Genomic DNA, 18423 nt, shown 5'->3' with positions numbered 1-18423 from the left:
AATCCCTCACTTCCCTTTAAAGAGCGCACGTAATTTCGCGTTGTGTTAGGCGAGGGTGGCACTCTTTATAGATAAGCTCAAGGCTGTGGTGAAGATCCAACGCTACTTAAAAAACACCGTAAAAATTACGATCATCGTCGCCAATGGATTGTCGATAGAATTGATCGGTTGAGTCAGGCATTTTCGGTTGATATTGCTGCTTATGCTGTGATGTCGAATCACTATCATCTAGTGGTTTATGTCGATGTCGAGCGTGCAAAAAGCTGGAATATCAAGCAGGTATTATTGCAATACTGCAAAGTGTTTTCGCCTCATCCATGGGTTAAAGATTATTTAGATCCAAACAAGCACGATTTACTTACTCAGATGCAGATTCAATGGGTTGAAGAAGCGGCCAACACGACTTATCGCGAGCGACTGTATTCCATTAGCTGGTTTATGCGCTCAATTAATGAGCCACTAGCACGAATCGCTAATGCAGAAGATCGTTGCAAAGCTCAAGCTCTACTGGATGAGCAGGCTCTGCTGACTTGTATGACTTACGTTGACTTGAATCCGCTACGCGCCGGTATTGCACAAACTCCGGAAGGTTCTGATTACACGTCAGTTCAAGCCCGAGTGGAAACAGAATTGTCCGCGAGTAATCATCGCAGGAAAAAAAGCCGAAAAAGAAACAATCAACACCGGTATAATTATAATTTTGCTCGATTAAAACCTTTTGTCGATAGTGAAACTAAGCCCAGTATTAATATCAAAGATAAACCTCAGTCACTGCTATTTAAATTAAAAGATTATTTGGAATTAGTGGATGCCAGCGCTCGCATGGCACGAGCTGATAAAAAATATCATATGGACAGCAGTTTGCCGCCAATTTTTGAGCGATTAAAAATTGAGACTGATGCACGTTGGTGGGCTAGTACCATGAGCGGTCGCAGCACTGCAATGGCCAGTGCGCGACAGTTTGCCCATGCGATGGGTGACGCGCTGAACCTCAAACAGTTCAAAGAGCGGGTCAAGCAACAGACGGAGGCTTGGCGACAGCAAACACAAGCACCTGAGAAGCAGCCGCCTTCTTGATGTTCATTTTTATTGAGAGGGTTTAAGTCAGAAGCTTTAAAATCAGATGTAATTTCAATAACCGGAGCTAATCCGGTTTTCGCTGTGGCATAAATTCAGTATAATTGTATTCGAAATACAAAGAATACGGTTTTAATTGCAATGAATACCAGTTTTTGTCGTTACCCTAGTCATTAGAATTTTTGATTAGGGCATAGTTAAAATCATGGGTGGCGTTGTTTTTTGTTTTTTGTTAGCGTGTTGTTTACGATTCTATGGAATATGAGGTTATTGCTAAATCTAATAGTGTAGCTTGTTGTCTATCAAGATTTGCTAAATCCAATAGTGGGATTTGTTGTCTATCAAAATTTGGAAAATCTATAGGGTAAAATCGGCTTACAGGTAATAATGGATTAACGCCTGATTTCGCGTGCTGAGTTTGTATCTCGGCTAATACTCGCTGGCGGGAAATTGTTATTTCACTTGCCAAAACTTCTAAAAATGCAGGGCCGCAACGATAATGTCCTGACAAATTATTCCAATACATTAACTCGCCAAGTGCATAATTTTTTTGAGTATAATGATCGTAATAATCTTCTGTGGGTGAAAAGTAAATTTCTCCTGCAAATAAGACGGAAGAGAAATGTGCAATGGTTGTATGTCCTGATGTAGATGAAAACTTTGCTGGTAATAAAAATATAACATGCGGCAGCTCTTTCTTTATAACAAAATCAAATCTCCCTGTTGGATTGTAAATATTGCGATTTGGTTTTTCATTGTAACTTCTTGATCTGGTTGGGTGGTGTGTCTTATATTCAATTACAATATATTTTGAGTCGATATAAAACAACCGCTGCTCAGGTATTTCACATAATTGTTTTCCATTTACCATCTCAAATGTCCAGACTTTATTTTCTCGGGCTTCTTTTTTTTGCTGATTTTTTTTCATTATATCTTTTGAGATAATTCTTGAAGCTCATTCTGCTCACCTGACTAGTAGTATTTGTTAATGGAGATAGTTATCCGATCAAATAAATAAATAATTTAGAAGATTGTAGATAAGAGAAAGAGACTACTCATTCGCGAGTTTGTGATAATAGTCAACTTTAAGATCATAATTGAGTAGTTAGTGTCATGCTGCTAATAGCTTTTAAGGCCGATGTCAGCTTGATATTAAGTCATCAACACATTCTGTGGATAACTCTGTTGGTAAGGCAGGTTTTTACGGTTAAGTCATTGTTTCAGTTTCATGACTCATATTGGTTAAAAAACAACCAATTTCACTGTTTGTATAATGACGGGCCTTGGAACGTCCGCTTGCAGGCAATGCTTCTGTTAAAAGTTTATAGCCGCTGTGTGATGCTGAGGCCTGAGGGCGCTATATTGAATTTCTTCTGGCAGGGGCAATTGCACTAGCTTGAATGGCGATTGATTTGGTAGTTTCATTGGTGAATGGAAGGCCGAGCTCTAGGAGCGCCAGAGTGAGAAGTTTGAGTAATGTTTCTGGGTGTCGCATTGATTGAGGGAGTTTTTTGAGGATAATATGCATGCCACAAAAAAGTGCTTCGGCTAGCATCCCATTCCAGCTTTCACGCATTAACTCAGGCACTCCAGTATTGGCTGTATTTACATCTGGAGTAACACCAATAGCCTCCAATTCGCTCTCATACCAAAGACAAGATCTCTGTACTGATGGGCTAACATACTCAGCAAAATTTCTATGGAACCACCCCGACAGTCTTTGTGCTTCTAAAAAAGTGCTGGTGTATATGACAACGGTATCTTGCCGTAAAGCTTCAGAGCAAATATTGGTAAACTTTACTCTTGGATAAACTTGGTGTGTTTGGCAGTAGCTTTTCAGTTGTAGTAGGAAGTCCTTTGTATATTGTTTTGAAAAAGCCAGATATATACGAAAATTTATTTCTTCATCTTTAATTGGGGAGTGAGTTAAATATACCTGAAGTTTTGAGAAATATCTTCCTGACATTCTAGAAAATTTGAGATCGAATTCTTCTCTTGAGTGATAAGCAGAGTCTAATTTGAATATTAAAGAGTATTCTGGAAAAACATTAATTACGTCTTTCAGCTGGTCAAGGTAAGTGGAGGTTCCTTCGCCATCATTTGAATGCATAAATTTTTTATATATTTGATCGCTTGTAAACGCCGTGGTGAAATGTTCAAAAAAAACTTCATCACAAAGCTTTCTTAAGTTCGGCACTACGTTCGTAGTGCTAATTGAAGAAAATAATAAAACTAGGTTTTCTATAGATGGCTCAAGGAAGATGAGTTTAAATATGAAAGGAAAGAAGCGTTTGTTTTGATTGAAATTCTGAGTGCCTACAGTTTCTACAGCGGCAGCTGAATCTAGCGCAAAATTTTCACTCGTATGAGTGATGATGTTTCTATCTGTATGCTCTGAAATTGGGTGAAAGGATACTTTGCCTCCTAAAAGCGTTTGGCGTTCTTCGGGAGCGATTCTTGCCAGAATGGATTGATAGCGTGCAGGGCCCTTTAGTTGGCAGTGATGAAGGTATTTTGAAAAGGTGGATAGATCCATTTTATTTTGGTGCCAAGAGCATTTTTTTTGAATGTTTTCAGTCTAGCAGAAGGGCCAGTTGTTCTGAGGAGCAACTTAGTACTTTCTAGGGAGAAGTAGGATAGATTATTAACAATGTTTGCTGAAACTAACTGGAATATATAATCTAGCTCTTGCGACGAAAAACATTCGCTAAACAGCATTGAGTAGTAGGGGACAGTGGTATTGGCCAGTTTGTGTTTTGATCATGACAAGACGCAGTTAAAACCAGAATCGGATTCGGCGTTAGCGGTTATTACCGATCATATAAAAAAACGCCGACAAAAATGTCGGCGTTTTTTTAGATCGATTGTTTTTTACTGGGCATAAAACTTATTGGAAAATTTCAATGGAATGCTAGTGCTTCCTGTTGGAGTCACTTCCAATTTAAACCTGAGTGTTTCTTCGTTGGCGAAGCGAAAGTCACTCAAGTAATAAATTACTTTGCCTTCGTTAATTTGTTTAAATTCCAGTTGGAATTTTTGCCCAACTAAGTTAATGGCAGTGCCGGTAATGGTCGCGGTGTGGCTGATTGGATTCAGCGGGTCGGTACTTTGATGTATATTTTGCAGTGAAATATTTAACATTCCACGGTAACGGTCACGAACAATTTTATATTCTTTAGCAGTTTTTGCTGGAATATCGGTTGAATAGAAACTGCTGTAAAACACTTTCCAATCGCCCGATTCTAGCGGCAAAGTATTCGGCGTTTGTGCTGCTAAAAATTGGCTGGCAAGCAGGCTGCATAAACTAATAAGGCCGATAGTTAATTTTTTCATTGGTTTTGTCTCATTTACCTAATTGGTAGATCGCAATTTCACCGAGCAAGTTCGGCAGTAATTTCATGCCAATACTGGTTTGGTGCTGATGGTCGACCACGGTTCGAGTCAGTACTTTTAATTGTTTATCATTGCACAGCGTTTCGAAATCTTTAAAAGTGCAAAAGTGAATGTTAGGTGTGTCATACCAGCTATAAGGTAATCGTTCAGTGACCGGCATTTTACCTTGGCGTAATAAATAAAGCCGGTTGCGCCAATAGCCGAAATTAGGAAAGGTCACTACGCACTCTTTGCCAATTCGTAGCATTTCATCCAGCACTAAATCTGGATTAGAGAGCGTTTGTATGGCTTGGGTCATCACCACATAATCAAACATATCGTCGTCGAAGTCAGACAGGCCAGAATCCAGATTTCGCTGGATCACATTCACCCCATTTTCGATGCAACGAACAATGTTGTCTGGCTCTATTTCCAAGCCATAACCAGTGACGTTGGCGTTGTCTTGCAGGGTGGCTAATAAGGTGCCATCGCCGCAGCCTAGGTCAAGCACTGAGCTGCCAGGTTTAATCCACTGGCGGATAATTTCCAGATCAGGACGCATGATTCAGCTCCTTAATAATCTGCTTCATATGCGCTGAGAAAACCTGCATGTAATGCGGAATCGGCATTAAGAAAGCATCATGGCCGTGATTGGCTTCTACTTCGGCATAACTGACTTGTTTGCGCGCTTCAATTAATGATTTAACAATTTCCTTGGAGCGTTCAGGCGAGAAGCGCCAGTCGCTGGTAAAGCTGACCACCAGAAAATTACATTGTGCCGGTGATAAAGCTTCGGTCAGGTTATCGTTATGTTCCGAAGCGGGGTCGAAATAATCGAGCGCTTTGGTCATCAGCAAGTAAGTATTGGCATCAAAACGATGAACAAACTGTTCGCCCTGATAACGAAGATAACTCTCTACTTCGAATTCAACATCGTAATCGAATCGATAACCACTAGTGCGTTGCTGGCGACCAAACTTATGCTTCATTGCATCATCAGAAAGATAGGTTAAATGCCCGAGCATTCTGGCGAGCTTTAAGCCAGTGGCGGGTACTGCTTTTTGCTGTTTGTATCGACCATCGAAAAAATTAGGGTCGGTACGAATTGCCTGACGCGCTACTTCATTAAAGGCAATGTTTTGTGCTGATAGCTTGGGTGCTGAGCCAACTACGATACAATTTCTTAACCGATGCGGCAGCTGAATCGACCATTGCAAAGCTTGCATGCCGCCTAAACTACCGCCCACCACCGCAGCCCATTGTTCAACACCTAAAAGATCGGCCAGCATGGCCTGGCTATGCACCCAATCTTTTACTGTCACAAAAGGAAATTCTGGGCCCCAGATGTCGCCTGTCGCAGCGTTGATGCTTGCCGGACCAGTTGAGCCGTTGCAGCCACCTAAATTATTCAGGCAGACCACAAAAAAATGATCGGTGTCGATGGGTTTGCCGGGGCCAATCGCGCTATCCCACCAGCCAGGTTTTTTATCTTCCATGCTATGAAAACCAGCCGCATGGTGATCGCCACTGAGGGCGTGGCAAATGAGAACGGCGTTGGATTTTTGTGGGTTTAACTGGCCATAGGTTTCATAGACTAGTTCAAAACCGGGCAGCGTTTTTCCGCTAACCAGATCTAACGGCGTATCAAAGCTGGCCTTTTGAGGCGAGACCAGCCCGACGGAGTTCGATGGAATATCTTTGGGCATTAAGCTGCCTGACTAAAGCACCGTAAGTTAACCGCTGAGTTTAAATAGCACGCTTGTCAGACACAAGCACCAAAGGTTGTCCTGTAGTAGTTAATTTCGGCGTGTAGGCGGGTTGATCCAGCGAGACCTCAATTTGTTGCAGTAATTTTTTCTGCTGATTTATCTTATCAGCCAGCGCTCGCAGTGCTTGTTGACGACGGCGAGCATCTTGTCCCGAGCGGCCTAATTTATTCAGTGACTTTAAATGCTGCTGCATTAAATGTTTTTGCTGATGACAGTGTTCTAGCAATGGCTGTAATGAACGATGACCCCATTGCTGGATTTGTCGCTGCATCATTCGAGTTTGCTGCAATACCTGATTGACCGAGGTATTGAAAAAGAAACGGCTAACCTGATTTTGAATGCTGAGGGTCATTTTCAAGCTGGTGCTGAACTGTTCTGTTTCATTACGAATATGGGTCAGACTGTTCATTTGCAGTTCAAGCTGCAGTGCTTTGGGCGCAGGCACCGGCACTTTGAACTGTTCATCAAATCGATGAAATACAGATTCTTGAAGTCTGGCGGCCAGTTTAATTTGATGATTCAAACGAGCCAAATGATTATCCAGATCGTGGAAGAACTGGCGCATTGCCGCTGACAAACCTGGCGTGGTCCAGCTGCTGTCTAAATTAATTCGAGTACGTTCGACCATTTGATTAACTTGCTGGTCGCTGACAATGCTGCGCAGTTGCCGGGCCTGCATTTCGATTAATCGCTGGCTGGCTCGTAAACTTTGCAACTGGCGTTGGTAAGTGGTCTGTCGGTTGCGGGTCATGATGACCAAGCGATCAACATTTTCCCGATTGCTATTGGATAACTGGGAAAGTTGCTGCTGCTGTTGCAATACCTGCGAGTGACGTAGCTCTAAATGGTTATTGCTTTGCGCGATCATTAATTGCAGCTTTTGTGCACTTTGGCGAACCATTGGCTCACCGCGCTGGCTAATCAGTAAATCGGCCAGTAATTTTTCCAGTCGGGGTAAATTACTATTTTCCAGCATGCGGTAATCGTGACGGGCTTTACCTAATAAGCCTTGTTTAGCTGAAATCGGCAGAACCTGGTCGGTGGTGAGTGCCAGCTGACTTGCTGTGATCTGGCGTAATTTGTTTAGCATGGTGGCTGGATCGTTACTCGGATCCATATCATCGCTAATGGTGTCGGCCTTATTCAGCACGGCAATTAAATTGCCATTGCCGTTAAAGCGCATCCGCATGACCCGTTCTTTCCAGATAGAAAGATCGGATGCAGAAACTCCGGCATCAGCTGCCAAAACAAATACCACAGCATCGGCAGAAGGCAATAAGCTGAGAGTTAATTCAGGTTCGCTGCCTACTGCATTTAAGCCGGGTGTGTCTAATACTCGCAGACCTTGTTGCAATAATGGGTGCGGAAAACTAACCATTGCATGACGCCAAGCCGGAATAGAAACCATGCCCGGTTGTTCGTTGGAGTTTTCTAGCATTGCCGGATCGAAACCCAGTGCTTCAGCATCTGTGATGCTAACCAAGCGTGTTTCGGTCACTTTAGACAGAGTACTTTTAATTGCTTCAGGATCGGTCGATGACAAAGGCAGCTGTCGCCAACATTCTGGTTTTTCTCGCAGTTCCATTAAAGACAATTGCTGTAAGCGAGTTTCAATCGGCAGTAAGCGAATCCAGCTTAGGCGGGTGTCATGATCGAACATTAGCTCGGTAGGGCACATGGTAGTGCGACCAGGTTGGGAAGGTAGTACCCGGCAGCCGAACTCAGCAAAGAATAAAGCATTAATCAGCTCACTTTTACCGCGCGAGAACTCACCGATAAAAGCGAGCGTGAGTTGATCTCCAGAAAGCTGGCTTTCTAATAGATCTAATTCTTCTTCAGCAGAATCTGTAAGCAGACGATTATTGGTCAGCCACTGGCGATATTCATAGGCTTTCGACAGCAACTGCTTGCGCCATTGGCTGCATGCTTGAAAGTGTTTATCAAATGCTGCTGTTTCCATATACCTAACTGCCTGAAGCTGAAAAAACCCGAATAAATTATCAATCCGGTAACTGGTTTACGAGTTTACAGGATTATTGATCAGTTATTAATAGATTTAAATGTGACGAGTAAGGCACATTTAGCAGCCACTAATCTTACTGACTGGTTGTCGAGTTACAGGAGGTTGATCAGGCAGTCGGGTGCAAGCTTTTGTTTTAATGTGTGTAAAAGACAACATACTCCGGAAATACGGCTCTGGTAGGGATTACGGGACGAGTTGTCTGGTTTTTTTTAGCCGATAAAAGCCTTCACAATAGCTTCCTTGTCTATACCTGCATCAAAGATTTAATGCAGGGGACGTTAGATTCGAGGGAGATATAAGGCGATGAGACTAGAAGTTGTTGGATCACCAAAAGGGATTCGACTGGTCAGCCTGAGCTTTGAAATTACCAACAATGCCAAAATTGGTATTGATGATGAATGCGAGATTATTTTGCCACCATTTGGTCCTTTGGAAGGCAATGATGCAAAGCTGCTGCAAATTAACCAAAACTGGTTCGTTGAATCGCTCAGTAATGACCGTTTAGCAATTAATCAATCGGATCAATATCTTGCTCAAGGGCAGCGAGTGATGCTTCGTCAAAGTGACACATTGTTTATCCGAGGCTTTCATCTAAAGGCTTCTTTAGGCCAAGAGATAAGTTCAGTTAGTTCGCACTTGTTTCATAGCATTGAAGATCTATCTGCACTCTGTCCTGATTCTGAACGGCAAGAGCACGAAAGCCAGCTTAAGCAAGCTAAACTGATCAAAGCAATGGAGTTTGCACTAGAACAAGCTTTGGTTGAATTTGAGCCTTGGCGAGTAGAAAAAAATATCAAAGATCGACATAAGCATCCGCTAGGTTTAGGGCCAAATTATTGGAAGGAGTACCATAAGTACTTCGATCGGATGGTTGCGGAACAAAAAATCAAACAGAAGTTTTTTTCCAATTTTTGGGAAAGCGTCGAAAAAAATGGAGGCAGTCTGTGAGAAATTTCATTGCTCTGATTATGGTGCTGTTTTTAGCTAGTTGTGCTGGTGGACTTCCGTTTGTAAATGACAAGCCAGCAGAAGAACCACAAAAAATTGTTGCTGAGCCAAAGGCTAAAGCACCCATCAAGAAAACCAGCAAACCCAAAGCAGCCGTAGCACCAAAATTAAACATACAATTAGTTGCTGATAAAGGAATTAACGTCAATGCACTGGGGCAGTCTTCACCGGTGGTGGTTCGGATTTATCAACTGAAAGATCTCAGACAATTCGATGCAATCGGATTTATTGATCTTTATGAAGATGATGGTGTTTTACTGCAAGGTTCTTTAGTTAATATTCGTGAGTTGGATCCATTAGCGCCAGGTAAGAGTACTCGGTTACAACTGCCACTTTATAAAGCGACTCATTATGTAGCCGTGATGGCAGCGTTTTCAGATTATGAATCGGGTATACCATTGGATGTGATTAAGGTGAACTCAAAGAAAGTTAGTAATTTAAAGATTCGCCTGACCGGCAATAAAGTAAAAATCTCGTCAACCAAGTAGCATTTTATTTGGAGTGCTTATTCAAGCAACGATAGGATTTGTTTAGGTAGCTTGGTTAGTTGGCTGATTATAAGCGTTTGCTACAACTATTCTGTTTTGACTCCAGAACCAATTGATCTTTTAAGGCGTGCGGCTGAATATATTATTCAGCCGCAAACCATCATTTGCCACAGTTAGAACTGGCGAGCTAGATCGGTCAGACTTAAGGTAATTCCGCTCAAGCTAATCTCTAAAAATTGCAGTAATAGAATGACTGGGATTGGGCTTAGATCCAAACCACCCATTGGTGGCAGTATCTTTCTTACCGGTGCAACTATTGGTGCAGTCAGTTGTTCAGTCAATTGGGCGATTTGAGCCAGTGATGGGTTTTTACTGCCAAAGGTGAATACCCAGCTGAGGATGATTTGAATAATCATCGACCAGAAGAAGGTATTGATCAGTAAACTGAAAAACTCACCCAAAGTTAGAATTGCAATGGTCAGTACTGGTGGTGCAGCCAGCGGACTAATACTAATTAACAGTATTAGTTTGACTGCCGCCAAAGCAAAAACCAATGCTAAAGACGCCATGTCGAGCCCTTTAAAACCAGGAATTATTCGGCGTAATGGGCGCAGTGGTGGATTACTTAAACGAACCACTGCCTGGGAAATTGGATTGTAAAAGTCAGCTCGAGCCCATTGCAGTAAGAACCTCAAAAGCACGATCAACATATATAAGTCAAAAACGCTCGATATGAGAAATAGACCTGCGTTGGTCAAGGAATTCATAGTGTCTCCTGGTTGGCGAATTGTTCGCCCATTTCAATCGATCTTTTTTCTGCAGCATGCAGCGCCCGATCGACTAACCCAATAAAATCTTCATCAATAAACTGGTTTATTGCTGCGGCCGTGGTGCCCCCGGGTGAGGTAACGCGACGACGAAGTTCAGCTGCATCTAGTCCAGTTTGCTTGGCCATTTGTGCAGCGCCATTGGCGGTAGCTTGCACTAGCTGTGCAGCTTGTTGTTGATTCAAGCCTAGCTGTTGTGCAGTTTTTTCCATTGCTTCCATTAATAGAAAGAAATAAGCCGGGCCGCTACCAGAAATTGCCGTCACACTGTCGATCAATGATTCCTGTTCAACTTCTACCACTTCTCCGGCAGATGACATCACTTCAATTGCTAATGCTTTTTGTTCAGCGGAGGTACCTTGGGCATATAAACCACTAATACCAACGCCGAGCAAAGCTGGTGTATTTGGCATGACTCTGACCAAGGATATGGAATCACCCAGCCAGCTTTTCAATGCACTACAAGTGATTCCTGCGGCAATCGATATCACAACCGATTGTTTCTGGCTCAAACTTTCTGCCAATGCCAGACAAACTTGCTGCATAATTTGCGGCTTGATCGCTAAAACAATCACATCAGCTTGTTCAGCAACCTGTTGGTTATTATCTGCCGTTGTAATAGAAAATTGTTGCTGAAGCTTATTACGCGTTTCGGCGGTCGGGTCACTAACAATAATTTTTTCTGCTGGCCATTGATTAGCAATAAGTCCACCAATCATGCTGGCTGCCATATTGCCGCCACCGATAAAACCAATTGTGCAAGATGCCATGAATTATGCCTCGTTATATTTAGGGTCAGGCCTTGGGCCAAAAATATCGGTACCAATGCGAACCATGGTAGCGCCTGCTGCGACGGCGGCTTCTAAATCACCAGACATACCCATAGACAAGGTGTCAGCATCCGGGCAAATTTGCTGCAGCTGTTTCAGTAAGTCTTGCATTGGCAAAAGCTCTTGCTTTTGTGCTTCAAATCCCTGCTTTTGCATTGGAATGCACATTAAACCGCGCAGTTTGATATTGGGTAGTTGGCTGATTTGTTGCGCTAGTGGTATCACATCAGCCACTGCTAGGCCTGATTTAGCAGGGTCATGACTAATATTGACCTGCAAACAAACATTTAATGGTGTTAAATGTTGCGGGCGTTGATCATTTAAGCGTTTGGCCAGTTTTAACCGGTCCAATGTGTGCAGCCAATCAAAGTTTTCAGCAACCGCTTTAGATTTATTCGATTGCAGTGGGCCAATGAAGTGCCATTGCAAAGAAAGCGCTGAAAGAGCGTCTATCTTTTCTAGGGCGGGTTGCAAATAGTTTTCACCAAACGCTATCTGCCCTGCAGCAACTGCTTGGCGAACAGAATCAACGGAGTGATACTTGCTGACGGCCACAAGTTGCACTTTTTGAGTGGCTTGTGAGTGCAAGATTGCTTCAGAAATTCTTGTCTGAACGTCGGTTAGTTTGGTCGCTATAGATTTCATTTATTGAAGGATAAACAACGAGAAGGTATTTTGGACAGGATTATACTGTTCTGCTTCTGGGGATGATATGGACATTACCGAACTGTTGGCATTTGCCATCAAAAATAATGCCTCCGACTTGCATTTGTCGGCGGAGATGCCGCCAATGATTCGTGTCGATGGTGATGTGCGCCGCATTAACGTCGAGTCGTTGGATCACAAGACGGTTAGAGCGCTGATTTACGACATCATGAATGACAAGCAGCGAAGGGACTATGAAGAGTTCTTTGAAACTGACTTCTCATTTGAAGTACCTGGGCTTTCACGTTTCCGTGTTAACGCCTTCAACCATAATCGTGGTGCCGGTGCGGTTTTCCGTACTATCCCTTCGACTATCTTGAGTCTGGAAGAACTGGGCTGCCCGCCAGTTTTCAAGACAATTGCTGATAATCCACGCGGCCTGGTATTGGTTACAGGGCCAACCGGTTCTGGTAAATCAACCACATTGGCTGCGATGGTTGATTACATAAACCAGAATAAGTATCAGCATATTTTGACCATTGAGGACCCGATAGAATTTGTCCATCAGTCTAAAAAGAGCCTTGTCAATCAGCGTGAAGTCCACACTGATACATTGGGCTTCTCCGAAGCACTGCGTTCAGCGCTTCGTGAAGACCCGGACGTGGTTCTGGTTGGTGAGATGCGAGACCTTGAAACAATCCGTCTTGCGATGACTGCAGCAGAAACGGGTCACCTAGTTTTTGGTACTTTGCACACGACTTCGGCAGCAAAAACAATTGACCGTATCGTTGACGTATTCCCGGGTGAAGAAAAGTCGATGGTTCGTTCTATGTTGTCTGAGTCATTGCGAGCAGTAATTTCGCAAACACTACTCAAACGAGTCGGTGGCGGTCGAATTGCAGCCCATGAAATTATGTTGGGTACACCGGCAATTCGTAACCTGATCCGTGAAGACAAAGTGGCACAGATGTATTCCACGATTCAGACCGGCCAATCGCAAGGCATGCAAACTCTGGATCAAAACCTGAAAGATATGGTTAATAAGGGAGTAGTAACTCGTTTGGATGCGCGTGAAAAGGCGCATAACCAAGCTGAGTTCTAATTTCGGTATTACAAGGAGTTGTTGAATGGATTTTGAATCCCTGTTGCGGTTAATGGTCGAAAAAAAGGCTTCTGATTTATTTATAACTGCAGGCGCTTCGCCTAGTTTGAAAATCCACGGCAAATTGGTTCCGGTTACTCGGACCACTTTGCCACCGGATAAAGCGCGTGATGCAGTACTAAGTCTGATGACTGAAGATCAGCAAAAAACATTTTCTAGAACTAAAGAATGTAATTTTGCTTTGAGTGCCGCAGGTATTGGTCGCTTCAGGGTGAGTGCTTTTCAACAACGCAATCAGTCAGGCATGGTTTTACGGCGGATCGAACATAATATTCCGACTTTGGAAGAACTATCCCTTCCGCCGCAAATTAAAGATATTGCGATGGCACGCCGTGGTTTGGTAATTGTTGCCGGTGCAACCGGTAGCGGTAAAACCACCAGTCTTGCTGCAATGATTGGTTATAGAAATCAAAACAGTAGCGGTCATATCATTGCGATTGAAGATCCTATCGAATTTATCCACCAGCATGGCCAATGTATCGTTACCCAACGAGAAGTGGGTCTGGATACTGATTCGTTTGAAACGGCTTTGAAAAACTCTTTGCGCCAAGCGCCAGATGTTATTCAAATTGGTGAGATTCGTAGCCGTGAGACGATGGAATATGCATTGGCTTTCGCTGAGACTGGCCATTTATGTTTAGCAACCTTGCACGCTAACAATGCTAACCAGGCGCTGGATCGAATTATTAACTTCTTCCCTGAGGATCGTCATCGTCAAATTTGTATGGATTTGAGTTTGAACCTGAAGGGCATCGTGGGTATTCAGTTGTTGCCAGCACTGAACCGAAAAGGGCGTTGTCCAGTAGTAGAAATTCTACTTAATACGCCGTTAATGTCAGATATGATTCGTAATGGTGAATTCCATCAGATGAAAGAGTTGATGAAAAAATCGACTGAAAATGGCATGCAGACTTTCGATCAGGCGTTGTACCGATTATATCAAGGCGGTGAGATTGCCCAGGATGTAGCGCTTCATCATGCGGATTCGGTGAATGATTTACGCTTGATGATTAAAATGGGCGATGTAGCAACTGCTAACGAAGAAGATGGAGCAGAATCTGCGGCAGATGCGGCACTTTCTGGTTTGGAGCTAGTTGACGACAAAGGTCTCCATTTCTAATTCTCGCAAGATGTACTGAACAAATAAAACGGCAGCTAATTAATAGCTGCCGTTTTTATTTACAGGGACGTAATGTATGTCAGAAGGAGGCAGGAAGCCGGTCTGACGATTTACAGGGCCGTAATGTATGTCAGAAGGAGGCAGGAAGCCGGTCTGACGATTTACAGGGCCGTAATGTATGTCAGAAGGAGGCAGGAAGCCGGTCTGACGGTTTACACCCACAAAAATTAAATCACTCCAAGACTGATCAACAAAGATAACAATCCAAAAATTAGGATCACGCCGATAATGCTGACAATCGGACCGATCCGTAGGAAGTCTTTGCATTCGAGTAAGCCGGTGGCATGAGCCAATGCGTTTGGCGGTGTCGATACCGGTAATGACATACCCATTGATGCTGATAAACCGACACAAATTGCAATCATTTTCAAGCCGCCAATATCACCAAGGCTTTCAATGGCAACCGCCATCGAAACGGCAATAGGCATGAGTAAGTTAGCGGTAGCAGTATTGGACATGAAGGTCGCCATTGTCATAGAAACAATCGCCATCAATAACACCACCATGCTGCCGCTGAGCGTATCAAATGGAATTGCTTTTACCAGCAATGCTGCAAGTCCGGTTTGTTCTAACGCCATTCCCATGGCGATACCGCCTGCGACCAGCCAGAGTACATCCCAGTTAATGTTCTTAATGTCGTTTTTATCGATGATTCCGGTAAGACTAAACACGCATACCGGAATTAGAGCGACCGAGTAAGCATTGACGCCATGGAAACCAGAAGTAATCCACATAATCACGGTGGTAGAAATGGTTGCGTAAACCAAAATAGCTTTTGGTGATTTATCAAATTGCTCATCGATTGACACTTGTATGTGTTCAATTTTGGTTGAATAAAGCTTACGCAATGTCAGCCAAGCAACGGCTAGCATCACCATAGCCAGTGGAATAGCAAACATCATCCAATGGCCGAAACTCACCGCGTGTTCACCGGTTAGGTAGCGAAATGCAATCGCATTCGGTGGCGTGCCGATTGGGGTGCCCATGCCGCCGATATTAGCCGCAAATGGAATACTCAAAACCATCGCTTTTACGCCGGGGTCGGCTTTATCCATGTGCAGCAATAGCGGTGTAACAATAGTCAACATCATCAATGTGGTGGCGGTATTACTCATAAACATCGAGAACACTGCGGTGATCAGCATTAAGCCGAGCATAACAATGTGGAACTTAGTGCCAAATGGCTTGAGTAGAACCCGTGCTAAGTTGATGTCTAGTTTGTACTTGGTTGCCGACAGCGCAATAAAAAAACCACCCAAAAACAGAATAATTACCGGTGATGAGAAGCTGGCAAATACTGATTTGTAAGGAATCAGGTGGCTGGCTTCAATCGAGTTTCGGATAAAAAACGGAGCCGAACTGGAGGTGGTAGCAATCATCAAAGTAATGATTAGCAATGAAGTTGCGTAGGCTGGAACCGGTTCGGTTACCCAAAGTAAAGTCGCTAGCAGGAACAAGCCTAAAATATGCTGTTGAACCGGTGTTAGCCCATCTAAAGGAATCATGTCGAGCGGAATAAAAATAGTCACCAGGTAAATAGCAAAAATAATTACCAGGGTGGAGATCTTGGACTTCATGCTGGCTCCGTTGGAAACTCATTGGCCCTAAGATGATTGCGAAATCGAAAATTTGATTAAATGGCCGTTTCGCTTTGTCACTGCTTAATTGGCAAACTGCTCAATAGTTGTCATACCTATTACAAAATAGAGATTACTCCTGCTATCGAGGGATAGTTTTGCGGCACGTCAATGACTGCCAACCATTACTGGTCACTTGGTTAAGTTAATGAATTCGAAACTTGTTAGTGGGCGTTTTGTTTTCGTTTACATCGAACGAATATTTAGCTGACTAGGTGCCATATTTATTGGTGGTTAGCTTTTGAAAGTGTCTGGCTGATTGAATAATCAGCCAGATTTGAAGTTCTTTGGTGGGATGCTGTGTAGTGAAATTGCCGAACTGAAAACGATAATGCCGAGACTTAACTATTTTCTCTGAACCAGCTTTCAAGAATTAAAGCGGCAGCGCAGCTGTCGACAGATGCTTTATCAACCTTGCCAGAACCGCCTAGTTCGTACAGTAAATCAATGGCTTCTCGGCTACTTAAGCGTTCATCCACTCTGCCAATTTTAAGTCCAAAGCGGCCTTCTAGTCGGCGGCTGAATTTATCGGCGCGCTTACTAATCTCTTGCTCTTCACCAAACATGTTTAGTGGTCGGCCTACTACCAGCAAGTCTGGCTGCCATTCATCAAACAGCTTTTGTAACAGATCCCAATCAGGTATCCCGTCGCGCGCCATCACTGGTTTAATCGGCTGTGCCAAGCCAGTAAATGTTTGGCCAACTGCAACACCAATTCGGCGCAGGCCATAATCAAAAGCAATAATGGTTAATGTTTTGTTGTCAGTTGCGCTATCAGGCATGGCCAGCATTTCCCTGGAAGAAAGCCGCTTGAATGCCGAGTTTTTTCAAACTTTTTTCCCAGCACTTGTAAGGTGGCGTATTAAAAATAAGATCGTTGTTAACCGGAATATGTAGCCAAGCGTTACTGGCCATTTCTTTTTCTAGCTGCCCGGCATCCCAGCCGGCATAACCCAGTACAATTCGGCTATCGGTTTTTGCCGAACATTTAGCCAGCAGTTCTAGCATGTCGTGAGAGCTGGTAACGTTGAGGCCACCATTCACTTGTAGCGATGACTGCATTTCCTGGCCATTGACCGGACGGTGAATCACAAAACCGCGCTCCAGCTGAACAGGCCCGCCAGTAAATACCATTTTCTCTGCTTCTGGCCCGTCTTCTGGCAACTCCAGTTGGCGAAAAATTTCGCTGCTGTGTACTTTGGTTGGCCGATTGATGGTGATGCCCATTGCGCCTTCTTCATTGTGCTCAATCATCAGCACAACGCTGCGGCAAAAATATTCATCTTGCTGGCTAGGCATTGCGATGAGCAGGTGGTTTTTCAGTGAGCTACTTGTCATTGGTTTTGATTAAGGTCTGGCGGAAAACGAGCGAGGTGGCGGATTGTAGCGAGTTTGCTAGGGTAGAAGAAGTGTTTCTTCTACCCTGAGGTATCAAAGGTCGTGGTGATCTAACCGGCAAAGTACTTATAGATTAATTGCTGCTAGTGGTTAATCCACCAATTTCAAACTTCCAGGTTCGGATGATCACCAGTTCTTGGTTGCCTTCCAAAACGTCTTGTGGAATAGCTGAAAAAGGTGATGCCAAGGTAACGATTCGCTTGGCTGCATCATCGAGAATTAAATGGCCGGATGATTGTAAAATCTGCACAGTCTTTACTGATCCATTGCCGTTTAATGTCACTTCTAGCTGTAAATCTCCTTGAAGGCCCTGCTTTTTAGCGCGCTCTGGGAAATTAAGGTTGCCAACTCGCTCAATTTTAGTGCGCCAGTCTTCTAGGTAAAGCGCATCAGCAGCGCGGCGGGTGGCCACAGTAATGAATTTTTTAGTCGGGCGTTTAGCTAGCTGATCTTGTTGTTTGCCTAGTTGAACTTGCTTGGAAGCGATTTGCTCCCTGAGCGCGAGTAATTGGTCAATTTGTAGCTCACCCGGGCTGTCATCATTATCTTGAAAAGGTACGGCCGCGATACTTTGATCGCTGCTGCCAGTAGTGGTAATGACATTTTTCTCAGGCTGGGGTTGCTGGGTGGTGCTCGGTGCGACCGGATCGGGTGCAGTTTCCTTGAATTGTTCGTCAGGTGTATCAGCTAGCTCTTCAACAAAAGCCTGGCGAGATTCCTCATTCACCCCGCCACCTTGCTGATTAGCCTGTGCGATAAAGTCTGCAACCACTGGCTCGTCATCGGATTGATATTGAGCGATGGTAACTTCTAATGCTGGCGGAATTTTTGGTTTGGCCGGCGAAGAAAAACTAAAGCCAATGCCAAAGAAGATTCCAAGGTGTATCACCAGTGCTAATACAAGGCTGAAACCAAAACGATCGACATCCTTACGTTTGCCAGGTTTAGTACTCTCTAATTGCATATCTGGTGTTTCACTCCCTGAACCAGCGGTTGCTTTGTTCATC

General features: G+C 43.7%; 18 protein-coding genes. 5 read left to right on the top strand and 13 right to left on the bottom strand.

What is annotated here, in order from left to right; genetic code table 11:
• Window positions 1–168 precede the first annotated feature (168 nt).
• Entirely contained in the window at window positions 169–1077 is a 909-nt protein-coding gene (locus tag DC094_RS03975) for a transposase (protein WP_116685770.1), read from the top strand.
• Window positions 1078–1321: 244 nt separating this feature from the next.
• Here the strand turns inward: DC094_RS03975 and DC094_RS03970 are convergent, their stop codons facing one another.
• The 6 genes from DC094_RS03970 to DC094_RS03945 form a co-directional block, all read right to left on the bottom strand.
• On the bottom strand, window positions 1322–2005 hold the full coding sequence (locus DC094_RS03970) for a hypothetical protein (RefSeq protein ID WP_116685769.1): 684 nt from the start codon (window positions 2003–2005) through the stop codon (window positions 1322–1324).
• Between the two features lie 429 nt (window positions 2006–2434).
• Window positions 2435–3613, bottom strand: a complete 1179-nt coding sequence (locus tag DC094_RS03965; protein WP_116685768.1) for a hypothetical protein — start codon at window positions 3611–3613, stop codon at window positions 2435–2437.
• Between the two features lie 335 nt (window positions 3614–3948).
• A complete protein-coding gene (locus tag DC094_RS03960) occupies window positions 3949–4410 on the bottom strand; it encodes a DUF4426 domain-containing protein (RefSeq protein WP_116685767.1) in 462 nt (153 codons plus the stop codon).
• Window positions 4411–4420: 10 nt separating this feature from the next.
• On the bottom strand, window positions 4421–5011 hold the full coding sequence (gene metW, locus DC094_RS03955; RefSeq protein WP_116685766.1) for a methionine biosynthesis protein MetW: 591 nt from the start codon (window positions 5009–5011) through the stop codon (window positions 4421–4423).
• Window positions 5001–6155: a homoserine O-succinyltransferase MetX gene (gene metX / locus DC094_RS03950; RefSeq protein ID WP_116685765.1), complete on the bottom strand. Its 1155-nt coding sequence runs from the start codon at window positions 6153–6155 to the stop codon at window positions 5001–5003. The genes metW and metX overlap by 11 nt, the downstream gene beginning before the upstream one ends.
• A gap of 40 nt (window positions 6156–6195) precedes the next feature.
• Window positions 6196–8178 (bottom strand): dynamin family protein, encoded by a 1983-nt coding sequence (locus DC094_RS03945; protein ID WP_116685764.1) that lies wholly within the window; start codon window positions 8176–8178, stop codon window positions 6196–6198.
• Between the two features lie 366 nt (window positions 8179–8544).
• Here DC094_RS03945 and DC094_RS03940 point away from each other — a divergent pair, with 366 nt between their 5' ends.
• Entirely contained in the window at window positions 8545–9189 is a 645-nt protein-coding gene (locus tag DC094_RS03940) for a type VI secretion system-associated FHA domain protein (RefSeq protein ID WP_116685763.1), read from the top strand.
• Window positions 9186–9737, top strand: a complete 552-nt coding sequence (gene tssJ / locus DC094_RS03935; protein ID WP_116685762.1) for a type VI secretion system lipoprotein TssJ — start codon at window positions 9186–9188, stop codon at window positions 9735–9737. The genes DC094_RS03940 and tssJ overlap by 4 nt, the downstream gene beginning before the upstream one ends.
• A 173-nt stretch (window positions 9738–9910) precedes the next feature.
• Here the strand turns inward: tssJ and DC094_RS03930 are convergent, their stop codons facing one another.
• Genes DC094_RS03930 through DC094_RS03920 form a run of 3 tightly spaced genes read right to left on the bottom strand, consistent with a single transcriptional unit; the run spans window position 9911 to window position 12039 of the window.
• Window positions 9911–10504 carry a YggT family protein gene (locus DC094_RS03930; RefSeq protein WP_116685761.1) on the bottom strand — a complete coding sequence of 198 codons (594 nt, stop codon included), beginning with the start codon at window positions 10502–10504 and terminating at the stop codon, window positions 9911–9913.
• Complete coding sequence (proC, locus tag DC094_RS03925) at window positions 10501–11334, bottom strand: pyrroline-5-carboxylate reductase (RefSeq protein WP_116685760.1); 834 nt, start codon at window positions 11332–11334, stop codon at window positions 10501–10503. The genes DC094_RS03930 and proC overlap by 4 nt, the downstream gene beginning before the upstream one ends.
• Before the next feature lie 3 nt (window positions 11335–11337).
• Window positions 11338–12039, bottom strand: a complete 702-nt coding sequence (locus DC094_RS03920; RefSeq protein WP_116685759.1) for a YggS family pyridoxal phosphate-dependent enzyme — start codon at window positions 12037–12039, stop codon at window positions 11338–11340.
• A gap of 67 nt (window positions 12040–12106) precedes the next feature.
• Between DC094_RS03920 and DC094_RS03915 the strand changes: the two genes are divergently transcribed.
• Both DC094_RS03915 and DC094_RS03910 read left to right on the top strand, forming a co-directional pair.
• Complete coding sequence (locus tag DC094_RS03915) at window positions 12107–13141, top strand: type IV pilus twitching motility protein PilT (RefSeq protein ID WP_116685758.1); 1035 nt, start codon at window positions 12107–12109, stop codon at window positions 13139–13141.
• Window positions 13142–13166: 25 nt separating this feature from the next.
• Window positions 13167–14321: a PilT/PilU family type 4a pilus ATPase gene (locus DC094_RS03910; protein ID WP_116685757.1), complete on the top strand. Its 1155-nt coding sequence runs from the start codon at window positions 13167–13169 to the stop codon at window positions 14319–14321.
• A gap of 227 nt (window positions 14322–14548) precedes the next feature.
• Here the strand turns inward: DC094_RS03910 and DC094_RS03905 are convergent, their stop codons facing one another.
• The 4 genes from DC094_RS03905 to DC094_RS03890 form a co-directional block, all read right to left on the bottom strand.
• A complete protein-coding gene (locus DC094_RS03905) occupies window positions 14549–15958 on the bottom strand; it encodes an SLC13 family permease (RefSeq protein ID WP_116685756.1) in 1410 nt (469 codons plus the stop codon).
• A gap of 401 nt (window positions 15959–16359) precedes the next feature.
• Window positions 16360–16800 (bottom strand): Holliday junction resolvase RuvX, encoded by a 441-nt coding sequence (gene ruvX, locus DC094_RS03900; protein WP_116685755.1) that lies wholly within the window; start codon window positions 16798–16800, stop codon window positions 16360–16362.
• Window positions 16793–17356 carry a YqgE/AlgH family protein gene (locus DC094_RS03895; RefSeq protein WP_116685754.1) on the bottom strand — a complete coding sequence of 188 codons (564 nt, stop codon included), beginning with the start codon at window positions 17354–17356 and terminating at the stop codon, window positions 16793–16795. Before DC094_RS03895 ends, ruvX begins: the two co-directional genes overlap by 8 nt.
• Window positions 17357–17489: 133 nt before the next feature.
• A complete protein-coding gene (locus tag DC094_RS03890) occupies window positions 17490–18422 on the bottom strand; it encodes an energy transducer TonB (RefSeq protein WP_116685753.1) in 933 nt (310 codons plus the stop codon).
• Window position 18423 lies beyond the last annotated feature (1 nt).

The organism is Pelagibaculum spongiae, from assembly GCF_003097315.1.
GTDB lineage: Bacteria > Pseudomonadota > Gammaproteobacteria > Enterobacterales > Pelagibaculaceae > Pelagibaculum > Pelagibaculum spongiae.
The sequence above is the reverse complement of the archived record's forward strand: the minus strand, read 5'-3'. Positions and strand labels throughout refer to the sequence as shown.